We start from the raw sequence: 19070 nt of genomic DNA on the forward strand, positions 1-19070 counted from the left end.
GTGCGCCCGTGAGGCGTACCCGGGCGCGGCGTAGCGTTCGTGCCATGAGTGCAACAGAGCGTGACAACGGCGTCCAGTCCGAGCCGATCATGGACGGTGCGACCGACGCGACGAACGAGGAGAAGCTCCACGGTCTCGTGCAGCAGGTCCAGCACGACCACGGCGACGAGGGTGCCGGTGTGATGGCCGACCACCTCCGTGACCGTCTCGACGAGACGGGTGTCGAGGCCGAGGACCCGGCGTCCGAGGTCGAGTAGCAGCGCGGCAGGACGACGACGGGAGCCCCGCCGACCATGTGGTCGGCGGGGCTCCCTGCGATGTGGCGTGGTCCCTACCCGAGCACGGTGAGTGCCTGGTTGACGGTCCGTGAGCCGACGTTCTGCCGGTCGGCGATGTACTTGACGGTGATGACGTGCGAGCCGACGGCCAGCGGTACGCCCTGCGTCCAGTTGCCCTTGCCGACGCGGAAGCGGGCGATCTGCTCGGACTTGCCCCACCTGGTGATGACGACCTCACCGGGTTCCGCGGTGCCGGACAGCTGGGCGAGGCCGTCGACGGTCTGCTTCTTCCCCGGGTCGACCGAGAAGACGATGCTGGACGTCCGCGGCACGGCGACGATCCGGGTCTCCTTGGCGAGCTCCTGGCCGCCGGGGGTGCTGCGGAGCGTGAAGCCGAAGACCGCGTGGTCGTCGCCGGAGTACGACACGTCCTGCTTGCTCGTCCAGCGACCGTCCACGACGGGGACGGTCTGCGTCGATCCGCGGAAGGAGTTGTTGACGATCGTGACCTCACCGGCGGTGGCGGTGCCGCTGATCGTGGTCGCACCGTCCGCGACGGCCACGGTCGCGCCGTTGGCCAGGTCGATCCCCCAGGCGGGGTCGGCGGCCTCGATGCTCGAACGCTGGCTGACTGCTGAGCTCGGCGTGCCGGTGGAGGCGGAGGCCGGGGACGCGGCGAGGGAGGGTGCGAGGAGGCACGTGCCGATGAGGGCAGCGGCGCCGAGGGCAACGGGACGGAGTGACATGAGCTGACTTTCTCTAGGGGACGGTCCGTCCAGTATTCTGTGTTCCACTCGTCGAGCAGCCTCTGAGTGCGATGACCACCCGTTCCGGCGGTCTCGCCCGCGGAGGCCGACCGACAGCGTCGGACGACGGGAGCCCCGCCGACCATCTGGTCGGCGGGGCTCCCGTGTGCGTGGTGCAGACCTACTCGACCACGGACAAGAGGACGTTCCGAGACGTCGACGACACGTTCGGGCGGTCCGAGATGTACTTGATGGTGATCGCGTGTCGACCAGCTGCCAGCGGCACGCCCTGCTTCCAGGCGCCCTTGCCGACCGTGAAGCGCGCGACCTCGCCGGGCTTGTTGCGTTCGGTGATGACGATCTCGCCGGCCTCACTGGTGCCGGAGAGCTGCGCCAGGCCGTCGACGATCTGCGGCTCGGGGTCGAGCGTGAAGTCGACGATCTCCGACTCGGGAACCGCGAAGGTGCGGGTCTCCTCGGCGGACTTGAACGCTCCGGGGGCCTCGCGGAGGACGAAGTCGAAGGTCATCTTGTCCGTCCCGAGGTAGGGCACGTACTCCGTCGCACTCCAGCGGCCGTCCACGACCGGGACGGTCTGGGTGCTGTGGTAGTAGCGGTTGACGATCGTGACCTCGCCCTTCGTGGCGGTGCCGGTCAGCGTCGTCGTCCCGTCGTCGACCGTGACCGTCCCGCGGTCGGCGACGTCGATGCCCCATGCGGCGTCGACCGGGCCGCGCTGTTCCGTGATCTGGATCGTGCGGCTCTCGCGACGGACCTGCTGGCCGTCGACGGTCAGCAGGAACGTGAGGGACTGGTGGCCGTACTCGCTCACCGGGTAGTCGACGCTCCACTTGCCGTCGTGCGCCTCGGTCTGCACGACGTCCTCGCGGTTGCCGTTCCGGACGGTGACGGTGCCGTCGGGTGCGGTACCGGTGAGGGTGACCTTGCCGTCGTGCGCCTCGAAGACCTGTCCCTCGGTGACGTCGAGGCCCCACTTGCCGGCGACCGGGGCGGTCTCGGCGACGGTCGTGACCTGGCGCTTGACGGTGTTCGTGACCGGTCCGCCCTCGGTGGCGCGGAGCTGGAACGTGACGGTGAAGCTGGCACCGAGCCAGGAGGGGAGGTCGGCGGTCCACTTGCCGTCCGTCACCGGGACGGTGGTGGTGGCACCCAGGCCGGTGACGGTGACCTGACCGGCGGTGGCGGTGCCGGTGAAGGTCACGGTGTCGTCGTGCAGTTCGACGTCGGAGCGGTTCGGGGTGTCGACGGCGAAGGCGCTGTCGGCGGGGACGGTGACGTCGACGGTGCGTTCGTCCTTGCGGACCTGCTCGCCGTCGACGGTCAGGGTGAACCGCAGGGTGAGCCCGCCGGCGGACCGGACGGGGACCTCGACGCTCCAGCGGCCGTCGCGTGCTTCGGTGGTGGCGACCGTGTCGCCGCTGAGGTCCTTCGCGGTCACGGTGCCCTCGGGAGCGGTGCCGGTGAGTGTGACCTTGCCGTCCTCCGCCGTGACCTTCTGGCCCTGGGCGAAGTCGAAGCCCCACTTGCCGGCGATCGGTGCGGTCTCGGCGACGGTGGTGACCTGGCGCTTGACGGTGTTCGTGACCGGGCCGCCGTGGGTGTGGCGGAGCTGGAAGGTGACGTCGAAGGTGTAGCCGAGCCGGGCCGGGAGGTCGGCGGTCCAGGTGCCGTTCTCCACCGGCACGGTGGTGGTGGCGCCGAGACCGGCGACGGTGACCTCACCGCTGGTGGCCTCGCCGGTGAACCGGACCGAGCCGTCGTGCAGCTCGACCTCGGAGCGGTTCGGGGTGTCGACGGCGAAGGCGCTGTCGGCGGGGACCGTGACGTCGACGTACCGGTAGTCGCTGCGGACCTGCTTGCCGTCGACCGTGAGGAGGAAGCGCAGGGTGGTGGGGCCGGTGGCGGCGACCGGGACCTCGACGCTCCAACGGCCGTCTCGCGCCTCGGTGCTGGCGATCGGGGTGCCGTTGTGCGACGTGACGTCGACGGTGCCGTCGGGGGCGGTTCCGGTCAGGGTGACCTTGCCGTCCTTGGCGGTGACCTCCTGGCCCTGGGCGAAGTCGAAGCCCCACTTGCCGGCGACCGGGGTGACCTCGGCGACGGTGGTGACCTGGCGCTTGACCGTGTTGGTGACGAGGCCGCCGTGGCTGGCGCGCAGCTGGAACGTGGCATCGAAGGTGACACCGAGTCGGGCGGGGAGGTCGGCCGTCCACTTGCCGTCCTCCACGGGGACGGTGGTGGTGCCACCGAGACCGGCGACGGTGACCTCGCCGGTGGTCGCGGTGCCGGTGAACCGGACCGAGCCGTCGTGCAGCTCGACGTCCGATCGGTTCGGGGTGTCGACGGCGAACGCGCTGTCGGCGGGGACGGTGACGTCGACTCGTCGGTAGTCGTTGCGGACCTGCTTGCCGTCGACCGTCAGGGTGAAGTGCAGGTGCGTCAGCCCGGTGGACCGGACCGGGACCTCGACACTCCACCGCCCGTCGGTGGTCGTGGTGCTCGCCAACGCGTCGCCGTAGGTGCCCTTGACGGCGACCGTGCCGTCCGGGGCGGTGCCGGTCAGGGTGATCTTCCCGTCCTCCGCAGTCACCGCCTGGTCCGGTGCGAAGTCGAAGCCCCACTTGCCGGCGACCGGGGTCGTCTGTGCGATCGTGCTGACCTGGCGCTGCGCGGTGGCCGTGACCGGGCCGCCGTCGGTCGCGCGGAGGTCGAACCGTGCCGAGATGGCGGCCCCGACCCGGGCGGGCACGTCCGCGGCCCACTTGCCGTCGCGGACCGGGGCCGTGACCGTGGCACCGCGGGTCGTGACGGTGACGGTGCCGGTGGTCGCGGTCCCGGTGAAGGTGACGACGCCGTCGTGGACCTCGACCTGGGCCTCGTTGGCGGTGTCGACGTGCCAGGCGTCGTCGTGGTCCTGGACGTCCGAACGCTGGCTCGCGGCGGAGACCGGTGCGGCGGCGGCGAACGACGGGGACGGCAGGAAGGACGGTGCGAGCAGGCAGGTGCCGATGATGGCAGCGGCACCGAGGATGACTGGACGAGGTGTCATGTTCCGACTTTCAGTGGAGGGACAGTACATCCCGTATCTTGTGTTCCACTAGCCGAAGAGCCTCTGCATGCGATGGTCACCGGTGTCCAGCCGGGTCCCGTCCGGTCCGGTCCCGTCCGGTCCCGCTCGTCTCAGCGGCGACGCCCCGTCCCCACGAGCCCGATCTCGAGCACCGTCAACAGCAGGGCGATCCAGACCTGGCGGGCCGCGAAGGGCCGCGACCGTCGATCCAGTGCCAGCAGCGGCACCATCGACAGTCCGTGTGCGGCGTCGACCGCAGCGCTCAGCGTGTGGGCCTCCGGCGTCGCGGCACGGGCCACGAGGCCGGCCTGCAGCAGCTGTCGGACGCCCAGGACCCGGCCGAACACGGCGACCCGGCCGCTCGCGCGCTGCGCCCCGACCAGGTGCGCGACACCGATGGCCGCGCGGAGGACCTCGACGACCGCCGTCCGGTCCCGCTCCCGCCCGCGGCTCATCGGCGGCGACCCGCAGCCGTGGCGACCGCGAGCCCGGCGACGCCGAGCGCTGCGCCGATGATCCCGTTGCCCAGGCGACGGTGCTCCACCCACCAGGTCTGCGGCGACCACTCGTGGGCCTGCTCGTCGAAGATGCCGTGCGCGCCGTGGTCGCCCGGCACCGGTTCGTAGAGGTTCGACGGCAGCGTCTCGTCGCCGTCCTTGTCCTCGGCCTGCTGTCCCTGCACCAGGGTCTTCGCCGCGTACCAGTCCGCGAACCGACCGCTGATCCGGTTGCCCAGGATCGTGTACACCGTCGACTCACCGACCCAGGTCCGGCGACGGGGGCGCTCGGCGGTGGCCGCGATCGCGCGGGCACCGACCTCCGGCTGGTAGATCGGTGCGACGGGCTGCGGGTGGTGCGGCAGCTTCGTCTTCACCCAGTTGAACTGGATGGTGTTGAGGGCGGGCATGTCGACCCGGCTGACCTGCACCTTGCTGCCCTGCTCGAGCAGCTCGGACACGACGGACTCGGTGAAGCCGACGATCGCGTGCTTCGCGCCGCAGTACGCCGCCTGCAGCGGGATGCCGCGGAAACCGAGTGCCGAACCCACCTGGATGACCTGGCCGCGGTCGCGGGGGACCATGCGGGTCAGGGCCGCGCGGGTGCCGTTCACGAAGCCCAGGTAGGTGACGTCGAGCGCCCGTTCGAAGTCCTCCGGCGCGGTGTCGAGGAACTTGCCGAACACCCCGACCATGACGCCGTTCACCCACAGGTCGATGGGGCCGAGCTCGGCCTCGACGCGGTCGGCGGCGTCCTCCACGGCCTGGCGGTCGGAGACGTCCGCGACGAGCGCCAGGCCTCGACGACCGGCGGCCTCGACCTCGGCGACGGCAGCGTGCACGCCGTCCGCACCACGTGCCAGGACGGCCACGTCCCAGCCGCGGGACGCCAGTTCACGGACCGTCGCCCGTCCCAGTCCAGCCGAACCACCGGTCACCACAGCCACACGAGTCATGCACCCCTTCTACGCGGTGCGGGCGCCCCGGCGGTCAGCCGCTGTCCCCCGCCGGGCGGCCCGCGGCGGCCGTGCCGGCGGCGGCCGTGCCGACGCCGAGCCTCGGCTGGGCGGACAGTTCGCGGCGTCCAGCGGCCGCAGAGTGTCCGCAGGGCCGAGCCTCGGCCGGTCGGGGAGGGCCCGCCTCGGGCCTCGCCAGGCCGGCGCCGTCAGGCGCGCGGGCCCGCGAAGCGCGTCACGACACCGGGGGAGTACAGCACCGAGTCCGGCTCGAGCTCCGTCAACGCCAGCGGCAGCCCGGCCGCGCCGATCAGGTCGTCCCGCAGCCGGGTCAGGGACGCCCGGTGCACCACCCACGAGTCGTGCTCGTTCGGCCACCACCAAGTCCGCCCGGCCCGCCCGACGTGCATGCCCCACCGTGCGGTGAGGAACGACTCGAGCGGGGTCGGCTCCGTGATCGGCTCGCCGACCTCGACCTCGAGCAGGGACCGCAGGCGGGAACCGTGCCGGTGCACGGCGTACGCCGTCCGGTCGCCGTGCTGCCGCCGGGCGACCCGCGCCCAGTGGTACGGCGTGCCGGTCACGACACGGGCAGCGGCGGCGGGCAGGAACTTCCCGGCGTCGAGCGACAGGAACACCACCCCGCGGCGGCCGGAGTCGTCGCGGGTGTAGACGCGGACGTTGACCTCGAGGAAGTCGCCGACGCTGCCGGTCCGGCCGAGCGGGCCGAACGGCGGGAACCGGGTGTCCTCGAAGCTGAACGCGATGAGGCCCACCCACGTGGTCGTGCCGTCGTCGGTGCCGTCCGGCGCCATCGTGTCCGGCCGGGTGCCGGCGGGCAGCAGCGGCGCGACCGCGGACACGTCCACCCGCCAGTGCACGAAGACGACGTCGCGCCAGGCCTGTTCGATCCAGGGTCGCCCCGGCAGGGCGGGCGCGGTGGGCGTCACGGCCTGGAGGCTCGGAGCACCCCCGTCGGGCAGCGTCGCGGTCATCAGGTGGTCCCGTCCGTCGTCGTGGTCGGGTCCATCGTGCCCTGCTCCGCTGTGCCCTGCCCAGCTGGTCCTACCCCGCTGGGCCCGACCCCGTCGGGCTCGCCGACCCGACCGCGGGCTGGTCGTCCCAGCCCTGCTGCGGCGTCGCGCACGTGCCGCGGAACACGTACTGCGAGGGTCGTTTCCGCTCGTTCGACACCCAGTCGATCGCGGGTCGTCGTCGTTCCGGCGGCAGGTACCCGATCCGGTACACGGCCATCAGCTCCAGCTCCGGCGGGACCTCGAGCAGCCGTTCGACCTCGTGCCACGACTCCTCGACCTCCATCGGGAAGGACACGAACTGGATGCCGAGGCCGAGCTCCGTCGTCGTCAGCCAGACGTTCTCCATCGCGGCACCCATGCTGAACACCGAGTAGAAGGCGTTGCGAGCCTCCTTCCGGTACTCGTCGCGGTCGAGCATCACGCCGAGCAGCAGGGGTGACCCGGCGACGAGCTTCCGGTTCTCCTCACCCAGGGTCTGCGGCACCCGCAGGGCGTTCATGAGGAACTGCCCCCGCTTCGTGAACACCTGGTTCGTGAACGGCCGCAGCGGCTTCGGCAGCTTGTCGAACAGCATGCCGTCGCGGCGCTCGTCCATCTCGGCCTGCGAGAACCGGAAGTACGGCCGGTACCGCTCGAAGAAGCTGCCCGCGGCCATGGTCTGCGTCATCGCCCGGCCGCTGATCGCCGCGATGCGGTCGATCGTCTCGCGCTCCTCGACCAGGACGAAGCGCCACGGCTGGCTGTTCAGCTGCGAGGGTGCCCGTCCGGCCAGCTCGACCAGCAGGCGCTGGTGCTCCTCGGACACCGGGTCCGGCAGGAACGCCCCGTTCGTGGTGCGTCGGCGCCGGATGGCCTCGATGAGTTCCACGGGTGTCCTTCCGCCTCGGCGTCGAGCGGTCAGCGCCGGGCCAGGACCGCTCCCAGGTAGGACGGTGCGGCGGCGACCGCGGTCTTCCAGTGTGCTCCGGTGCGGGGGTTCGTCCGTGGAGCAAGGGCCAGGGGGACCAGCGCCGGCAGCAGGAACAGTGCGTCGCGGGACCGCGTCCAGAGCGGGGTGGTCGCGGCTGCTCCGGTGAGGACGGCGGTCGTCACGAACAGGCCGTGGTGCACGACGCGCAGCTTGCGGGTGCGGATCAGGCGCACCGCGACCGCGGTGCCCCACAGGCAGTTGACGACGTACGACGCGGTCGCGGCGGTGACCAGCCGCCGGGCGGCCACCGACCCGGGAGGCCCGCCGCGCCTCCCGACCGTCGTCCCACGTCCCATGCACGCGAACCTACCCGCTCGCGGTACGCAACCCGGGCGGCTGCGCGCACGGCGACACCGCCGCGAGATGACGCCCACGTCGCGTTCTGCGGAAGAGGGGGTCAGTCGGAGCCGCGGCTGACGAGCTTCGACAGCACGATCGCGGAGCGGGTGTGGTCGACCTGCGGGGCGAGGCGGACGCGGTCCAGCGCCTCCTCGAGCGCGGGGAGGTCGCGCGAGCGCATGTGCACGACCGCGTCGGCGCTGCCGGTGACCGTGCCGGCGTCGACCACCTCGGGCACAGCGTCGAGCAGGGTGCGCAGTTCGTCGGGGGAGACCGTGCCGCGGCAGTACAGCTCGACCCAGGCCTCGGTGCCGCGGTCGTCGACGGCCGGGTCGACCTTGATCGTGAAGCCCTGGATCACGCCGTCGGCCACGAGCCGGTCGACGCGGCGCTTCACGGCGGAGGCGGACAGCCCGACGACCGAGCCGATGTCGCCGTAGCCGGCGCGGGCGTTCTCCCGCAGCTGGTCGAGGATGCGGTGGTCGAGCGAATCCATTGTGACCATCTTACGCGTGGTCGTTGCGAGCAGACACGGATCGACGCACGAAACGTGCGCCCAGTGCGGGGGTGCGGTGCTGTGTTCCGTTCCCATCCTGTGGTTGACTCTCGCTCAGGCGTCGACCTGGTCCGCCTCCGGCGAGTGAGCCTGCATCTCGTCGGAGCTCTCACCGTGGTGGTTCCTGGCAGGCTCGGGCCCCGGTCCTGGAGGACCTCGTGTCGAACACCGCACCCCAGCCCACCACCGCCCTGCAGCGCACGGCCACGCACCGCACCGTCCTGATGTGCAAGCCGACCCACTACACGGTCAGCTACCGGATCAACCCCTGGATGCACCCGGAGGAGCCGACCGACACCGCGAAGGCCGTCGCCCAGTGGCAGAGCCTGGTCGACGTGTACGAGCAGCTCGGCTTCGCGATCCACCAGATCGAGCCCATCGAGGGGCTGCCCGACATGGTCTACGCGGCCAACGGCGGCTTCGTCCTCGACGGTGTCGCGTACGGCGCGAAGTTCCAGTACCCGGAGCGTCAGCCCGAGGGCCCGGCGTACATGGACTGGTTCCGCCAGGCCGGCCTGACCGTCGCCGAGCCCGAGGAGACGAACGAGGGCGAAGGTGACTTCCTGCTCATCGGCGACACCATCTACGCCGGCACCGGGTTCCGCTCCGACAGCACCTCGCACGAGGAGCTCGCCCGCGTGTACGGCCGCGAGGTCGTCACCCTGAAGCTCATCAACCCGGACTTCTACCACCTGGACACCGCGATCGCTGCCCTCGACCCGGTGCCCGACGCGTCCGGCCGCTCCAACATCGCCTACCTCGAGAGCGCCTTCGACGAGCCGTCCCTGGCCATCCTCCGCGAGCGCTTCCCGGACGCGATCATCGCGACCGAGGAGGACGCCGCCATCCTCGGCCTGAACTCGTACTCCGACGGGTACAACGTCGTCATCGCCGCACGTGCCACCACGTTCGCCGAGCAGCTGCGCGAGAAGGGCTACAACCCGATCGGCGTCGACCTGTCCGAGCTGCTCCTGGGCGGCGGCGGCGTGAAGTGCTGCACGCTGGACCTGCACCCGATCGGCACCGGCACCTCCGTGGCGCGCTCCTGATGGCCGGCGCGCTCGGCGTGGCCACGGCTGCGGCGCTCGCCGTGGAGGACCGTGCCCTCGCCCACAACTACAGCCCGCTCCCGGTGGTCATCGCCTCGGGCCACGGGGCGACCGTCACCGACGTCGACGGCCGCACCTACCTGGACGGACTCGCCGCCTACTCGGCGGTCAACTTCGGACACGGCAACCCGCGCCTCCTGACCGCGGCCCGCGACCAGCTCGACCGCGTGACCCTGACGAGCCGGGCGTTCGTCAACGACCGCCTCGGCCCGTTCGCCGCCGGTCTGACCGAGCTCACCGGCACCGAGATGATGCTGCCGATGAACACCGGCGCCGAAGCCGTCGAGTCGGCGATCAAGGTCGCCCGCGCCTGGGGCTACCGCGTCAAGGGCGTCCCCGCCGGACAGGCGACGGTCATCGTCGCGAGCGGGAACTTCCACGGCCGCACGACGACGATCATCTCGTTCTCGGACGACCCCGATGCGCGCAACGACTTCGGGCCGTACACGCCCGGGTTCCGCACCGTGCCGTACGGCGACGCAGCGGCACTGCGGGAGGCGATGGACGACACCGTCGTGGCCGTCCTGCTCGAGCCGATCCAGGGCGAGGGCGGCGTCGTCATCCCGCCCGCCGACTACCTGCCCGCCGTCCGTGAGGTCTGCGACGAGTTCGGCGCGCTGTTCATCGCCGACGAGATCCAGTCCGGCCTCGGTCGCACCGGCCACACCCTGGCGGTGCAGCGGGTCGGCGTGACGCCGGACCTCATCACGCTCGGCAAGGCGCTCGGCGGCGGGATCGTCCCGGTCTCCGCCGTCGTCGGTCGCGCGGACGTGCTCGGGGTCCTGCGTCCCGGCGAGCACGGCTCGACCTTCGGCGGCAACCCGCTCGCCGCGGCCGTCGGGTCCGAGGTCGTCTCGATGCTCGCCGAGGGGACCTTCCAGCAGCGGGCGCTCGACGGCGAACCGGTCCTCCGCGGGTTCCTCGACCAACTCGTCGGGCACGGCGTCCTCACCCACCGGGTCGCCGGACTCTGGGCCGGGATCGACATCGACCCCGCGCTCGGCACCGGCAAGCAGGTCGCGAAGGAGCTCGCCGCGCGCGGGGTGCTCGTGAAGGACACGCACGGGTCGACGATCCGCTTCGCGCCGCCGCTCGTCGTCACCGACGAGGAGATCGCCACCGCGATGCAGGCCCTCGGCGCGGTCCTCCGCGACCTGGCGTAGCCCGTCCGCGGAACACCGGTGTTTCCGCATCACATCGCGTGATTCGGCGGTGTGATGCGGAAGCACCGGTGTCTTCGGGGTCAACCCGCCACGGGCCGGACGGGAGGCTCGTGGCGGGGCCGCCCCGCGCCTCCCGTCCGACAGGTGGCGCTAGACGCGACCCGGTGCGTACGCCTCGGCGAGCCGGTCCATCAGCGCGTCCTTCTCCTCGTCGACGACCTGCGCCTCCGGGTGCGCGTCGTACCAGGTGACCAGTTCGCGGGCGCCCTCGCGGAACGAGGTGCGCGCCGCCCAACCCGGCACGAGCGTCCGCACCTTGCTGTTGTCGAACACCATGCTGTTCGCCTTGTCGCCGACCACACCCGCGCCCCACTCCGGGTCCGCGGCCATGATCGCGTCCGCCGGCACGTGCACGATCTGCGGTTCCGGCGCCCCCGCGGCGGCCGCGACCTCCTGGTGGATGCGGTCCCACGTCGGCGACTCCTGGCCGGTGATGTGGAACGCCTCGCCGATCGCCTCGGCCCGGTCCAGCACCCCGACGAACGCGACCGCGAAGTCCCGCGCGTGCGTGATCGTCCACAGCGAGGTCCCGTCACCCGGCACGACCACCGGCTTGCCCGCCCGCAACCGCGCGACGACCGTCCAGCCGCCGTCGAACGGCAGCAGCGTCTCGTCGTAGGTGTGCGACGGCCGGATGATCGTCATCGGGAAGTCGTCCTGCCGGTAGGCGGCGACCAGCAGGTCCTCGCACGCGATCTTGTCCCGCGAGTACTGCCAGTACGGGTTCTTCAGCGGCGTCGACTCCGTCACCGGCAGGTGCGTCGGCGGGGTCTGGTACGCCGAAGCCGAGCTGATGAACACGTACTGGCGGGTCTTGCCGGTGAAGAAGTCGATGTCGGCCTGCACCTGGTCCGGGGTGAACGCGACGAAGTCGATGACCACGTCGAAGGTGCGGTCGCCGATCGCCGCCGCCAGGGCGTCCCGGTCTGCGACGTCGGCCTGGAGGCGCGTCACCGCATCCGGCAACGTCCGCTTCTCCGTCGTGCCCCGGTTGAGCACCGCGACGTCGAAGCCCTGGTCCACCGCCTCGCGCACGCAGGCGGCGCTGATGATGCCGCTCCCGCCGATGAACAGCACGCTGGATCCGGTCATGGATGCTCCCTTGCTCCCGGCGGTGCGTCCGCGCACCGCGCCTCTTGCGATCCTGCACCGTCGGGGCCGCGTACCGTCACGGGCGTGCCGCATCGACGCGGCCACGACAGGAGTGACAGACACATGGAGTACCGCTACCTCGGTAACTCGGGCCTCAAGGTCTCCGAGATCACCTACGGCAACTGGCTCACCCACGCCTCCCAGGTCGAGAACGACGCGGCGATCGCCTGCGTCAAGGCCGCCCTCGAGGTCGGCATCTCGACGTTCGACACCGCCGACGTGTACGCGAACACCGGCGCCGAGACCGTCCTCGGTGAAGCGCTGAAGGGCGAGCGTCGCCAGTCCCTCGAGATCGCGACGAAGGTCTTCGGTCCGACCGGTCCCAAGGGCCACAACGACACCGGGCTGTCGCGCAAGCACATCCTCGAATCGATCGACGGCTCGCTCGGCCGCCTGCAGACCGACTACGTCGACCTGTACCAGGCGCACCGCTACGACCACGAGACCCCGCTCGAAGAGACCATGCAGGCGTTCGCCGACGTGGTCCGTGCGGGCAAGGTCCTGTACGTCGGCGTCTCGGAGTGGACCGCCGACCAGCTCCGGGCCGGTGCAGCACTGGCGAAGGACCTCGGCTTCCAGCTCATCTCGAACCAGCCGCAGTACTCGGCGCTCTGGCGGGTCATCGAGGAGGAGGTCGTCCCCACCTCGAAGGAACTCGGCATCTCGCAGATCGTCTGGTCCCCGATCGCGCAGGGTGTGCTGACGGGCAAGTACCAGCCCGGTCAGCCGCTGCCCGAGGGGTCCCGCGCGACCGACGACAAGGGCGGCGCGAAGATGATCTCCCGCTTCATGAACGACGAGGTGCTGTCTGCCGTGCAGGAGCTCAAGCCGATCGCCGACGAGCTCAGCCTGTCGATGGCGCAGCTCGCCGTCGCCTGGGTGCTGCAGAACGAGAACGTGGCGTCCGCGATCATCGGCGCCTCGCGACCGGAGCAGGTGCACGACAACGCCGGCGCTGCCGGGGTGCAGATCCCCGCCGAGCTGATGTCCCGCATCGACGACGCCCTCGGCGCGGTCGTCGAGCGCGACCCGGCGAAGACGAACGACAGCAGCCCGAAGACCCGCGAGGCGTAGGCGGCGCTGCCCGGCCGGGACGAGCCTCCCGGCTGGCTGCCGCACAACAGGAAGCGGCTCGAACCACGGGAATGCGTGGTTCGAGCCGCTTCCTGTTGTGCGTGGACGATCCGTGCCGCGGATCCGTGCCGCGGACCCCGCCGGCACAACGCAAAAGAGCCCCTCACCGAAGTAAGGGGCTCTTCACCGTGGCTGGACGCGGCGTCGATCCGCGGACCTTTCGATTTTCAGTCGAACGCTCTACCAACTGAGCTACCCAGCCGTGGCGACCCTGACGGGACTTGAACCCGCGACCTCCGCCGTGACAGGGCGGCACGCTAACCAACTGCGCTACAGGGCCATATGGAATTGCTTGTGTTGCTTGTGTTGCTTCGGTGTCGTTCTGTTCTGCTTGCTGTCCCCCGATGAGGAGTGACCCCAACGGGATTCGAACCCGTGCTGCCGCCGTGAAAGGGCGGTGTCCTAGGCCACTAAACGATGGGGCCGCAAGCAGTGCATCGCGCTACCGATGGACAAGCATACGGACGGTCGGCCCTCTTGCCAAATCGAGCCCGCCGCACGCTCCGCTTGGGCGTGTCGCGCCACCTCCACGGACCCTCAGGGAGTGACCGGAGCGGGCTCCCGAGGGGCGGTCGACACCGATGGGAGCATCACTGCTGACCTCTCACCCTCGAACGGGGTGTTCCTGGGCTGACCCATGTTGTTACTGTTACGTCTGTTGACAGTGTGACGTGCGCCACGCCGGACTGTGACGAAAACGAGACTCATGTCGACTCCTTCCCTCCTCCCCGCTCGCCCCCGCCGCCGCTTCCTGGCCGCCGGGGTCGCTGTCGTACTCGCCGCCGGGGCCCTCGTCGCCCTCGTGCCGTCGGGTGCCGCCTCAGCCGCCAGCTACCCGAGCTGGGACGACGTGCAGGCCGCGAAGCAGTCGCAGTCCGCCCAGGCCGCCAAGGTCACCGAGATCAAGGGCCTCATCGCGCAGCTGCAGTCGCAGTCCGCCGCGAAGGAGAAGGCCGCCGCCGCAGCCGGTACCGCGTACCAGACCGCCCAGACGGACTACGACCGCAAGGCACTCGAGCAGCGCAAGCTCCAGTCGCAGGCCGACGACGCCGAGAAGACCGCGCGGGCCTCCGAGGCGCAGGCCGGCCAGCTCGCCGCCCAGCTCGGGCGCTCCAGCTCCGAGGACGTCACCACGGACCTCCTCACCAAGCCCTCGGCCTCCGGCGACCTGCTGTACGAGCTCGGCGCGATGTCGAAGCTGTCCGAGCAGGCCGACGGCATCTACTCCGAGGCGAGCCAGGACCGCGGGACCGCCCAGGCCCTCGCCGACAAGTCGAAGACCGCCGAGGACGCCCTGGGCAAGCTGGCCGCCCAGGCCCAGACGAAGATGCGCGCCGCACAGAGCGCAGCGGACCAGGCCCAGGCTGCCGTGTCCGCCCAGGCCGACAACCAGGACCGGCTCGAGGCCCAGCTCGACCTCCTGACGTCGAAGACGAAGACGACCGAGGCCCAGTACGAGAAGGGTGTCCAGGTCGAGAAGGCACGCCAGGCACGGCTCGCTCGCGAGCGGGCCGCCGCCGCAGCTGCCGCAGCAGCGGCCGCCGCGCGTGCGCTCCCGCCGGCAGCGACCGCGGGTGTCCCGGCCCCCGGTGCTGGCGGGGCCTCCGGCGGTGGCGCTGCGAACGCGTCCGGTTGGGTGCGCCCGGCAGCCGGCTTCCAGTCGAGCCCCTACGGCCTCCGCGTCGACCCCTACACGCACGTCTACACACTGCACGCCGGCGTGGACCTCGCCCCGGCCTGCTACTCGCCGATCTACGCCGCAGCGTCCGGCACCGTGACCTTCGCGGGCAACGGCGGCGGCTACGGCAACGAGGTCATCATCGACAACGGTGGCGGCATCTCGACGGCCTACGGGCACATCGTCAACGGCGGCATCATGGTCGGTGCCGGCCAGCACGTCACCGCCGGACAGCAGATCGCCCAGGTCGGTTCCACCGGCTGGTCGACGGGCTGCCATCTGCACTTCGAGACCCGGGTGAACGGCGCCGCCGTCGATCCCGTCCCCTTCATGGCAGCGCGGGGGATCTCGGTATGAGCACGAGCACTGCCAGGAGGCACTGACCCGCATGAAGAAGCCTGCACGTTCCCTCGTCTGCGGTCTCGCCACCGTCTCGATGCTCAGCCTCGGGCTCTCGCTCGTGGTGGCCGTCCCGGCGCAGGCGGCACCGTCCGCCCCGTCGTGGAAGGACGTGCAGGCGGCGAAGGACGACCAGGCCGACAAGCAGCGGACCGTCGACGCCCTGACGGCCCGCATGTCGAGCCTCCAGTCCGCCGTGGACCGGACCGGGGCCACCGTGCAGGAAGCCGGCCAGCAGTACTCGTTGGCGGCGTCGCAGCAGCAGGAGGCGAAGGACGCGCTCGACGCCCTCACCGGCCAGGCGAAGCGTGCCAAGGCCGCGGCGAAGCAGTCCGCCGGCCAGGTCGCAGCCCTCGTCGTGGAGCTCTCGCGCTCCGGCGGTGGCGACCTGTCCACGTCGATGCTCGTCGACTCCCGCGACGCGAATGACCTGCTCTACCAGGTCGGCACGATGACGCACCTCTCCGAGCGCTCCGCGACCGTGCTCGACAAGGCACAGTCGGACCAGCGCACCGTCGACGCCCTCGCCGCCCAGCAGCGCCAGGCGACGAAGGCCCTGACCGCCGCGACCACCAAGACGAAGGACGCGCTCGACAGCGCCAACGACGTCGCGGCGAACGCGGAGTCCGCGCTGGCGTCCGGGCAGGCGAAGCAGGACGAGGTCCTCAAGCAGCTCGCGTTCCTCAAGGGCACCTCGGTCGCCACCGAGCAGGCGTACTGGTCGGCGCAGCAGGCGAAGCAGGCCGAGATCCAGCTCGCGGCGCAGGCGAAGCGCGATGCGGCACGTCCGGCATCGGCCGACGACGGCGGCACGACGGGTGGCAGCGCCGACTCCGGCAGCGGTGGCAGTTCCGGTGGCGGGGACGACTCCGGCGGCTCGACGAACGACGACCCGCCCGCGTCGAACCCCGTCGCGTCCAAGCCGTCGAACTCCGCGCCGTCGGGCAGCACCCCGGCAGCGCCGAAGCCGTCCGTGCCGAGGCCCGCAGCCCCGCAGCCCGCTCCCCAGCCGGCCGCCCCCGCCCCGAAGCCCTCGACGCCGAAGCCCGCCCCGGCGCCCGCGCCCGCTCCGGCCCCGGTCGTCAGCAGCCCGTCCAAGGCCGCCGGCGCGATCTCGTACGCGCGCGGACAGCTCGGCAAGGCGTACGTCCTGGGCGGTGCCGGACCGAACGTCTGGGACTGCTCCGGCCTGGTGATGATGGCCTACAACTCGCAGGGCATCACGACCGGCGGGCACAACGTGGTCTGGCAGTACAACTACTTCGGCTCCATCGGCCGTCTGGTGCCGCTGTCGCAGCGTCAGCCCGGCGACATCCTGTTCTACTCGAGCAACGGTGCCGCTTCCGGTGGGTACCACGACTCGATCTACACCGGCAACGGGATGATGGTCGAGGCCGCACGTCCGGGCGTCGGCGTCGTCGAGCGTGCGGTGTGGACGCCGAGCCAGCTCCTGCCCTACGTCGCCCGCCCGAGCGGCTCGATGTAGCCCCGGACGCAGCAGAACGGCCCGGCCTCCGCGAGGGGACCGGGCCGTTCTGCGTCAGCGAGAGCGCGTCAGCCGACGCGCGTCAGCAGACGAACGTCAGTGACCGCCGGGCACGTACGCGGCCTGGCCGGCCGTGACGATCGCCTCGGCCTCGGCGGCGTCGCCCCAGCCCTCGGCCTTGACCCACTTGTTCGGCTCGAGGTCCTTGTAGCGCTCGAAGAAGTGCGCGATCTCGGCCTTCGTCTGGTCGTCCACGTCCGAGATGTCCTGGATGTGGGCCCAGCGCGGGTCCTTCGCCGGGACGACGAGGACCTTGGCGTCGATGCCGGCCTCGTCGCTCATCTTGAAGACGCCGACCGGGCGGACCTTGACGCCCACGCCGGGGAAGGTCGGGTACTCGAGGAGCAGCAGCGCGTCGACGGGGTCGCCGTCGTCGGCCAGGGTCTTCTCGAAGAAGCCGTAGTCCGTCGGGTAGACGAACGAGGTGAAGAGCACGCGGTCCAGGTACACGCGACCGGTCTCGTGGTCGACCTCGTACTTGTTGCGGCTGCCCTTGGGGATCTCGACGACGACGTCGTACGCGGCCATGTGCACTCCTAGTTTCCTCAGGTGGTGGGTCTGTCGGCCGTCGGGACGGCGCGGCTAACGTTACCGGGTGAACACCGAGCGTCCCCGGCTGGACCCCGCCGTCGCCGCCGTCCGTCTGGCGGTCCGCACCATGCTCGCCCGCGCGCTCGACGAACAGGTCGTCGGCCCGGGCAACCTCGTCCTCGTCGCGCTGAGCGGCGGGGCCGACTCGCTGGCCCTCGCGGCGGCCACCGCGTTCGAGGCACCGAAGCAGGGCCTGCGTGCCGGCGCGGTGATCGTCGACCACGCGCTCCAGGCGGGCTCCGAGGCGGTCGCGGCACGGGCCTCCCGGCAGGCCGCCGAGCTGGGACTGGCACCCGTCGTCGTGGACCGTGTCGACGTCGGCACCGCCGGTGGGCCGGAGGCCGCCGCCCGGGAGGCCCGCTACGCCTCCGTCACGTCGGTCGCGGCCGCCGAGTGGTCACCCCTCGTGCTCCTCGGACACACGCTCGACGACCAGGCCGAGACGGTGTTGCTCGGACTGCTCCGGGGGAGCGGGCCGGACAGCCTGACGGGGATGGCATCGCTCGTGCGACCGGACCGGCCGGGTCCGTCCCTGGGGCGGCCGATGCTCGCGCTCCGGCGTGCGACGACGCGGCAGGCGTGCGCCGCCTCCGGACTCGTGCCGTGGGACGACCCGCAGAACGACGACCCGGCGTACACGCGGGTCCGGGTGCGGAACGCGCTGATGCCGGTCCTCGAGCGCGAGCTCGGACCCGGCGTCCCCGAGGCACTGGCCCGGACCGCCGACCAGCTGCGCGAGGACTCCGCGGCACTCGACCACTTCGCCGAGGAGATGGCCGAGGACCTCGCCGAACACTCCGAGGCCGGCATCTCGCTGTCCGTGCCGCAGCTGGCCGCGAACCCGCCGGCGCTCCGGCAGCGACTGGTCCGACTGGCGGTCGAGAGCGAGTTCGGCGTGACGCTGTCCCGGCTGCAGACGCTCGAGGTCTGCCGGCTCGTCACCGACTGGCGGGGGCAGGGGCCGATCGACCTGCCCGGTGTCCGGGCCACGCGGACGGGTGAACGAGTGTCCTTCGCCGCCAGGGAGCCGCACGCGGGGGAGCCGCACGCGGGCGGTTAGGCTGGAGCGGTGGAACTCTCCGACGTGCAGGCCGACCTCTCCGAAGTGCTCTTCACCCCCGAGCAGATCGACGACAAGATCGCCGAACTCGCCGCGGCGGTGGACCGTGACTACGCCGGGCGGGACCCGCTCCTGGTCGGCGTGCTGAAGGGCGCGGTCATGGTCATGGCCGACTTCTCCCGCCACCTGAAGATGCAGGCGCGGATGGACTGGATGGCGGTGTCGTCCTACGGCTCCGGCACGAAGTCGTCCGGTGTGGTGCGGATCCTCAAGGACCTCGACACCGACCTGCACGACCGCGACGTCATCATCGTCGAGGACATCATCGACTCCGGCCTGACGCTGTCCTGGCTCAAGCAGAACCTGCAGTCCCGCGGGGCCGCGAGCGTCGAGATCGTCGCCCTGCTGCGCAAGCCCGAGGCCGCCAAGGTCGAGGTCGACGTCAAGTACGCCGGCTTCGAGATCCCCGACGCGTTCGTCGTCGGGTTCGGTCTGGACTACGACGAGCGTTACCGCAACCTGCGCGGCATCGGCGTCCTCGCGCCGCACGTCTACTCCTGATCCACCGGGGCCGGTGTCGGCCCTGACCGGCGGCGACGGGCGTCGTCCACCAGGCGTCACTGCTGATCTGTGGAGTTCGCCCGCAGAGGACACCCATTCTCGCCACAGAGTCGCGGCCGTATGCTGAGCGGCACGCACTTCAGGCAG

18 protein-coding genes and 3 tRNA genes are annotated in these 19070 nt (G+C 71.3%); 8 read left to right on the top strand and 13 right to left on the bottom strand.

Annotated elements, in window-relative coordinates; genetic code table 11:
* Positions 1–44: 44 nt before the first annotated feature.
* Positions 45–257: a hypothetical protein gene (locus DEI97_RS00620; protein WP_111076405.1), complete on the top strand. Its 213-nt coding sequence runs from the start codon at positions 45–47 to the stop codon at positions 255–257.
* Positions 258–331: 74 nt separating this feature from the next.
* Here DEI97_RS00620 and DEI97_RS00625 read toward each other — a convergent pair whose 3' ends face one another.
* The 8 genes from DEI97_RS00625 to DEI97_RS00660 all read right to left on the bottom strand — a co-directional run bounded on the left by DEI97_RS00625 (position 332) and on the right by DEI97_RS00660 (position 8410).
* Positions 332–1024 carry a hypothetical protein gene (locus DEI97_RS00625; RefSeq protein WP_111076406.1) on the bottom strand — a complete coding sequence of 231 codons (693 nt, stop codon included), beginning with the start codon at positions 1022–1024 and terminating at the stop codon, positions 332–334.
* A 181-nt stretch (positions 1025–1205) separates the two neighbouring features.
* Positions 1206–4094, bottom strand: coding sequence for a hypothetical protein (locus tag DEI97_RS00630; protein WP_111076407.1), 2889 nt, complete (start codon positions 4092–4094; stop codon positions 1206–1208).
* A 131-nt stretch (positions 4095–4225) separates the two neighbouring features.
* Entirely contained in the window at positions 4226–4570 is a 345-nt protein-coding gene (locus DEI97_RS00635; protein ID WP_111076408.1) for a hypothetical protein, read from the bottom strand.
* A complete protein-coding gene (locus DEI97_RS00640) occupies positions 4567–5568 on the bottom strand; it encodes an SDR family oxidoreductase (RefSeq protein WP_111076409.1) in 1002 nt (333 codons plus the stop codon). The genes DEI97_RS00635 and DEI97_RS00640 overlap by 4 nt, the downstream gene beginning before the upstream one ends.
* 209 nt (positions 5569–5777) lie before the next feature.
* The gene (locus DEI97_RS00645) at positions 5778–6563 is read right to left on the bottom strand and encodes a YqjF family protein (RefSeq protein WP_111076410.1); all 786 of its coding nucleotides are present in this window, start codon (positions 6561–6563) and stop codon (positions 5778–5780) included.
* Positions 6564–6633: 70 nt separating this feature from the next.
* Entirely contained in the window at positions 6634–7473 is an 840-nt protein-coding gene (locus DEI97_RS00650) for a nitroreductase family protein (RefSeq protein ID WP_111076411.1), read from the bottom strand.
* A 29-nt stretch (positions 7474–7502) separates the two neighbouring features.
* Positions 7503–7871 carry a hypothetical protein gene (locus tag DEI97_RS00655; RefSeq protein ID WP_146248256.1) on the bottom strand — a complete coding sequence of 123 codons (369 nt, stop codon included), beginning with the start codon at positions 7869–7871 and terminating at the stop codon, positions 7503–7505.
* A gap of 101 nt (positions 7872–7972) precedes the next feature.
* Entirely contained in the window at positions 7973–8410 is a 438-nt protein-coding gene (locus DEI97_RS00660; protein WP_111076413.1) for an Lrp/AsnC family transcriptional regulator, read from the bottom strand.
* A 218-nt stretch (positions 8411–8628) separates the two neighbouring features.
* Between DEI97_RS00660 and ddaH the strand changes: the two genes are divergently transcribed.
* Together ddaH and rocD are read left to right on the top strand one after the other, a co-directional pair.
* On the top strand, positions 8629–9519 hold the full coding sequence (gene ddaH, locus DEI97_RS00665) for a dimethylargininase (RefSeq protein WP_220039246.1): 891 nt from the start codon (positions 8629–8631) through the stop codon (positions 9517–9519).
* Positions 9519–10742, top strand: coding sequence for an ornithine--oxo-acid transaminase (gene rocD, locus DEI97_RS00670; RefSeq protein ID WP_111076414.1), 1224 nt, complete (start codon positions 9519–9521; stop codon positions 10740–10742). The genes ddaH and rocD overlap by 1 nt, the downstream gene beginning before the upstream one ends.
* Before the next feature lie 150 nt (positions 10743–10892).
* Here the strand turns inward: rocD and DEI97_RS00675 are convergent, their stop codons facing one another.
* Complete coding sequence (locus DEI97_RS00675; protein ID WP_111076415.1) at positions 10893–11894, bottom strand: SDR family oxidoreductase; 1002 nt, start codon at positions 11892–11894, stop codon at positions 10893–10895.
* Positions 11895–12017: 123 nt separating this feature from the next.
* Between DEI97_RS00675 and DEI97_RS00680 the strand changes: the two genes are divergently transcribed.
* Positions 12018–13028 carry an aldo/keto reductase family protein gene (locus DEI97_RS00680; RefSeq protein WP_111076416.1) on the top strand — a complete coding sequence of 337 codons (1011 nt, stop codon included), beginning with the start codon at positions 12018–12020 and terminating at the stop codon, positions 13026–13028.
* Between the two features lie 189 nt (positions 13029–13217).
* On the opposite strand, the gene DEI97_RS00685 is transcribed toward DEI97_RS00680, so the two are convergent.
* From DEI97_RS00685 to DEI97_RS00695, 3 genes are all read right to left on the bottom strand, one after another.
* Positions 13218–13290, bottom strand: a tRNA-Phe gene (locus DEI97_RS00685).
* Between the two features lies 1 nt (position 13291).
* Positions 13292–13368 (bottom strand) — tRNA-Asp (locus DEI97_RS00690).
* 72 nt (positions 13369–13440) lie between these two features.
* Positions 13441–13513: transfer RNA gene (locus DEI97_RS00695), tRNA-Glu, on the bottom strand.
* A 281-nt stretch (positions 13514–13794) separates the two neighbouring features.
* On the opposite strand from DEI97_RS00695, the gene DEI97_RS00700 reads away from it, so the two are divergent.
* Positions 13795–15123, top strand: a complete 1329-nt coding sequence (locus tag DEI97_RS00700) for a M23 family metallopeptidase (RefSeq protein ID WP_111076417.1) — start codon at positions 13795–13797, stop codon at positions 15121–15123.
* Between the two features lie 31 nt (positions 15124–15154).
* Positions 15155–16651, top strand: coding sequence for a C40 family peptidase (locus tag DEI97_RS00705; protein ID WP_284158296.1), 1497 nt, complete (start codon positions 15155–15157; stop codon positions 16649–16651).
* A 96-nt stretch (positions 16652–16747) separates the two neighbouring features.
* Here the strand turns inward: DEI97_RS00705 and DEI97_RS00710 are convergent, their stop codons facing one another.
* Positions 16748–17239, bottom strand: a complete 492-nt coding sequence (locus DEI97_RS00710; protein ID WP_111075268.1) for an inorganic diphosphatase — start codon at positions 17237–17239, stop codon at positions 16748–16750.
* Positions 17240–17369: 130 nt separating this feature from the next.
* Here DEI97_RS00710 and tilS point away from each other — a divergent pair, with 130 nt between their 5' ends.
* Together tilS and hpt are read left to right on the top strand one after the other, a co-directional pair.
* Complete coding sequence (gene tilS, locus DEI97_RS00715) at positions 17370–18362, top strand: tRNA lysidine(34) synthetase TilS (protein ID WP_502866670.1); 993 nt, start codon at positions 17370–17372, stop codon at positions 18360–18362.
* 9 nt (positions 18363–18371) lie between these two features.
* Positions 18372–18923, top strand: a complete 552-nt coding sequence (gene hpt / locus DEI97_RS00720) for a hypoxanthine phosphoribosyltransferase (RefSeq protein WP_111075264.1) — start codon at positions 18372–18374, stop codon at positions 18921–18923.
* The last annotated feature ends 147 nt before the right edge of the window (positions 18924–19070 follow it).

Source organism: Curtobacterium sp. MCLR17_032, assembly GCF_003234795.2.
Lineage (GTDB): Bacteria > Actinomycetota > Actinomycetes > Actinomycetales > Microbacteriaceae > Curtobacterium.

Coding starts and splice junctions, on each gene's coding strand:
- DEI97_RS00620 (WP_111076405.1), top strand. CDS start 45: ATGAGTGCAACAGAGCGTGACAACGGCGTCCAGTCCGAGCCGATCATG.
- DEI97_RS00625 (WP_111076406.1), bottom strand. CDS start 1,024: ATGTCACTCCGTCCCGTTGCCCTCGGCGCCGCTGCCCTCATCGGCACG.
- DEI97_RS00630 (WP_111076407.1), bottom strand. CDS start 4,094: ATGACACCTCGTCCAGTCATCCTCGGTGCCGCTGCCATCATCGGCACC.
- DEI97_RS00635 (WP_111076408.1), bottom strand. CDS start 4,570: ATGAGCCGCGGGCGGGAGCGGGACCGGACGGCGGTCGTCGAGGTCCTC.
- DEI97_RS00640 (WP_111076409.1), bottom strand. CDS start 5,568: ATGACTCGTGTGGCTGTGGTGACCGGTGGTTCGGCTGGACTGGGACGG.
- DEI97_RS00645 (WP_111076410.1), bottom strand. CDS start 6,563: ATGACCGCGACGCTGCCCGACGGGGGTGCTCCGAGCCTCCAGGCCGTG.
- DEI97_RS00655 (WP_146248256.1), bottom strand. CDS start 7,871: ATGGGACGTGGGACGACGGTCGGGAGGCGCGGCGGGCCTCCCGGGTCG.
- DEI97_RS00660 (WP_111076413.1), bottom strand. CDS start 8,410: ATGGATTCGCTCGACCACCGCATCCTCGACCAGCTGCGGGAGAACGCC.
- rocD (WP_111076414.1), top strand. CDS start 9,519: ATGGCCGGCGCGCTCGGCGTGGCCACGGCTGCGGCGCTCGCCGTGGAG.
- DEI97_RS00675 (WP_111076415.1), bottom strand. CDS start 11,894: ATGACCGGATCCAGCGTGCTGTTCATCGGCGGGAGCGGCATCATCAGC.
- DEI97_RS00680 (WP_111076416.1), top strand. CDS start 12,018: ATGGAGTACCGCTACCTCGGTAACTCGGGCCTCAAGGTCTCCGAGATC.
- DEI97_RS00700 (WP_111076417.1), top strand. CDS start 13,795: ATGTCGACTCCTTCCCTCCTCCCCGCTCGCCCCCGCCGCCGCTTCCTG.
- DEI97_RS00705 (WP_284158296.1), top strand. CDS start 15,155: ATGAAGAAGCCTGCACGTTCCCTCGTCTGCGGTCTCGCCACCGTCTCG.
- DEI97_RS00710 (WP_111075268.1), bottom strand. CDS start 17,239: ATGGCCGCGTACGACGTCGTCGTCGAGATCCCCAAGGGCAGCCGCAAC.
- tilS (WP_502866670.1), top strand. CDS start 17,370: ATGCTCGCCCGCGCGCTCGACGAACAGGTCGTCGGCCCGGGCAACCTC.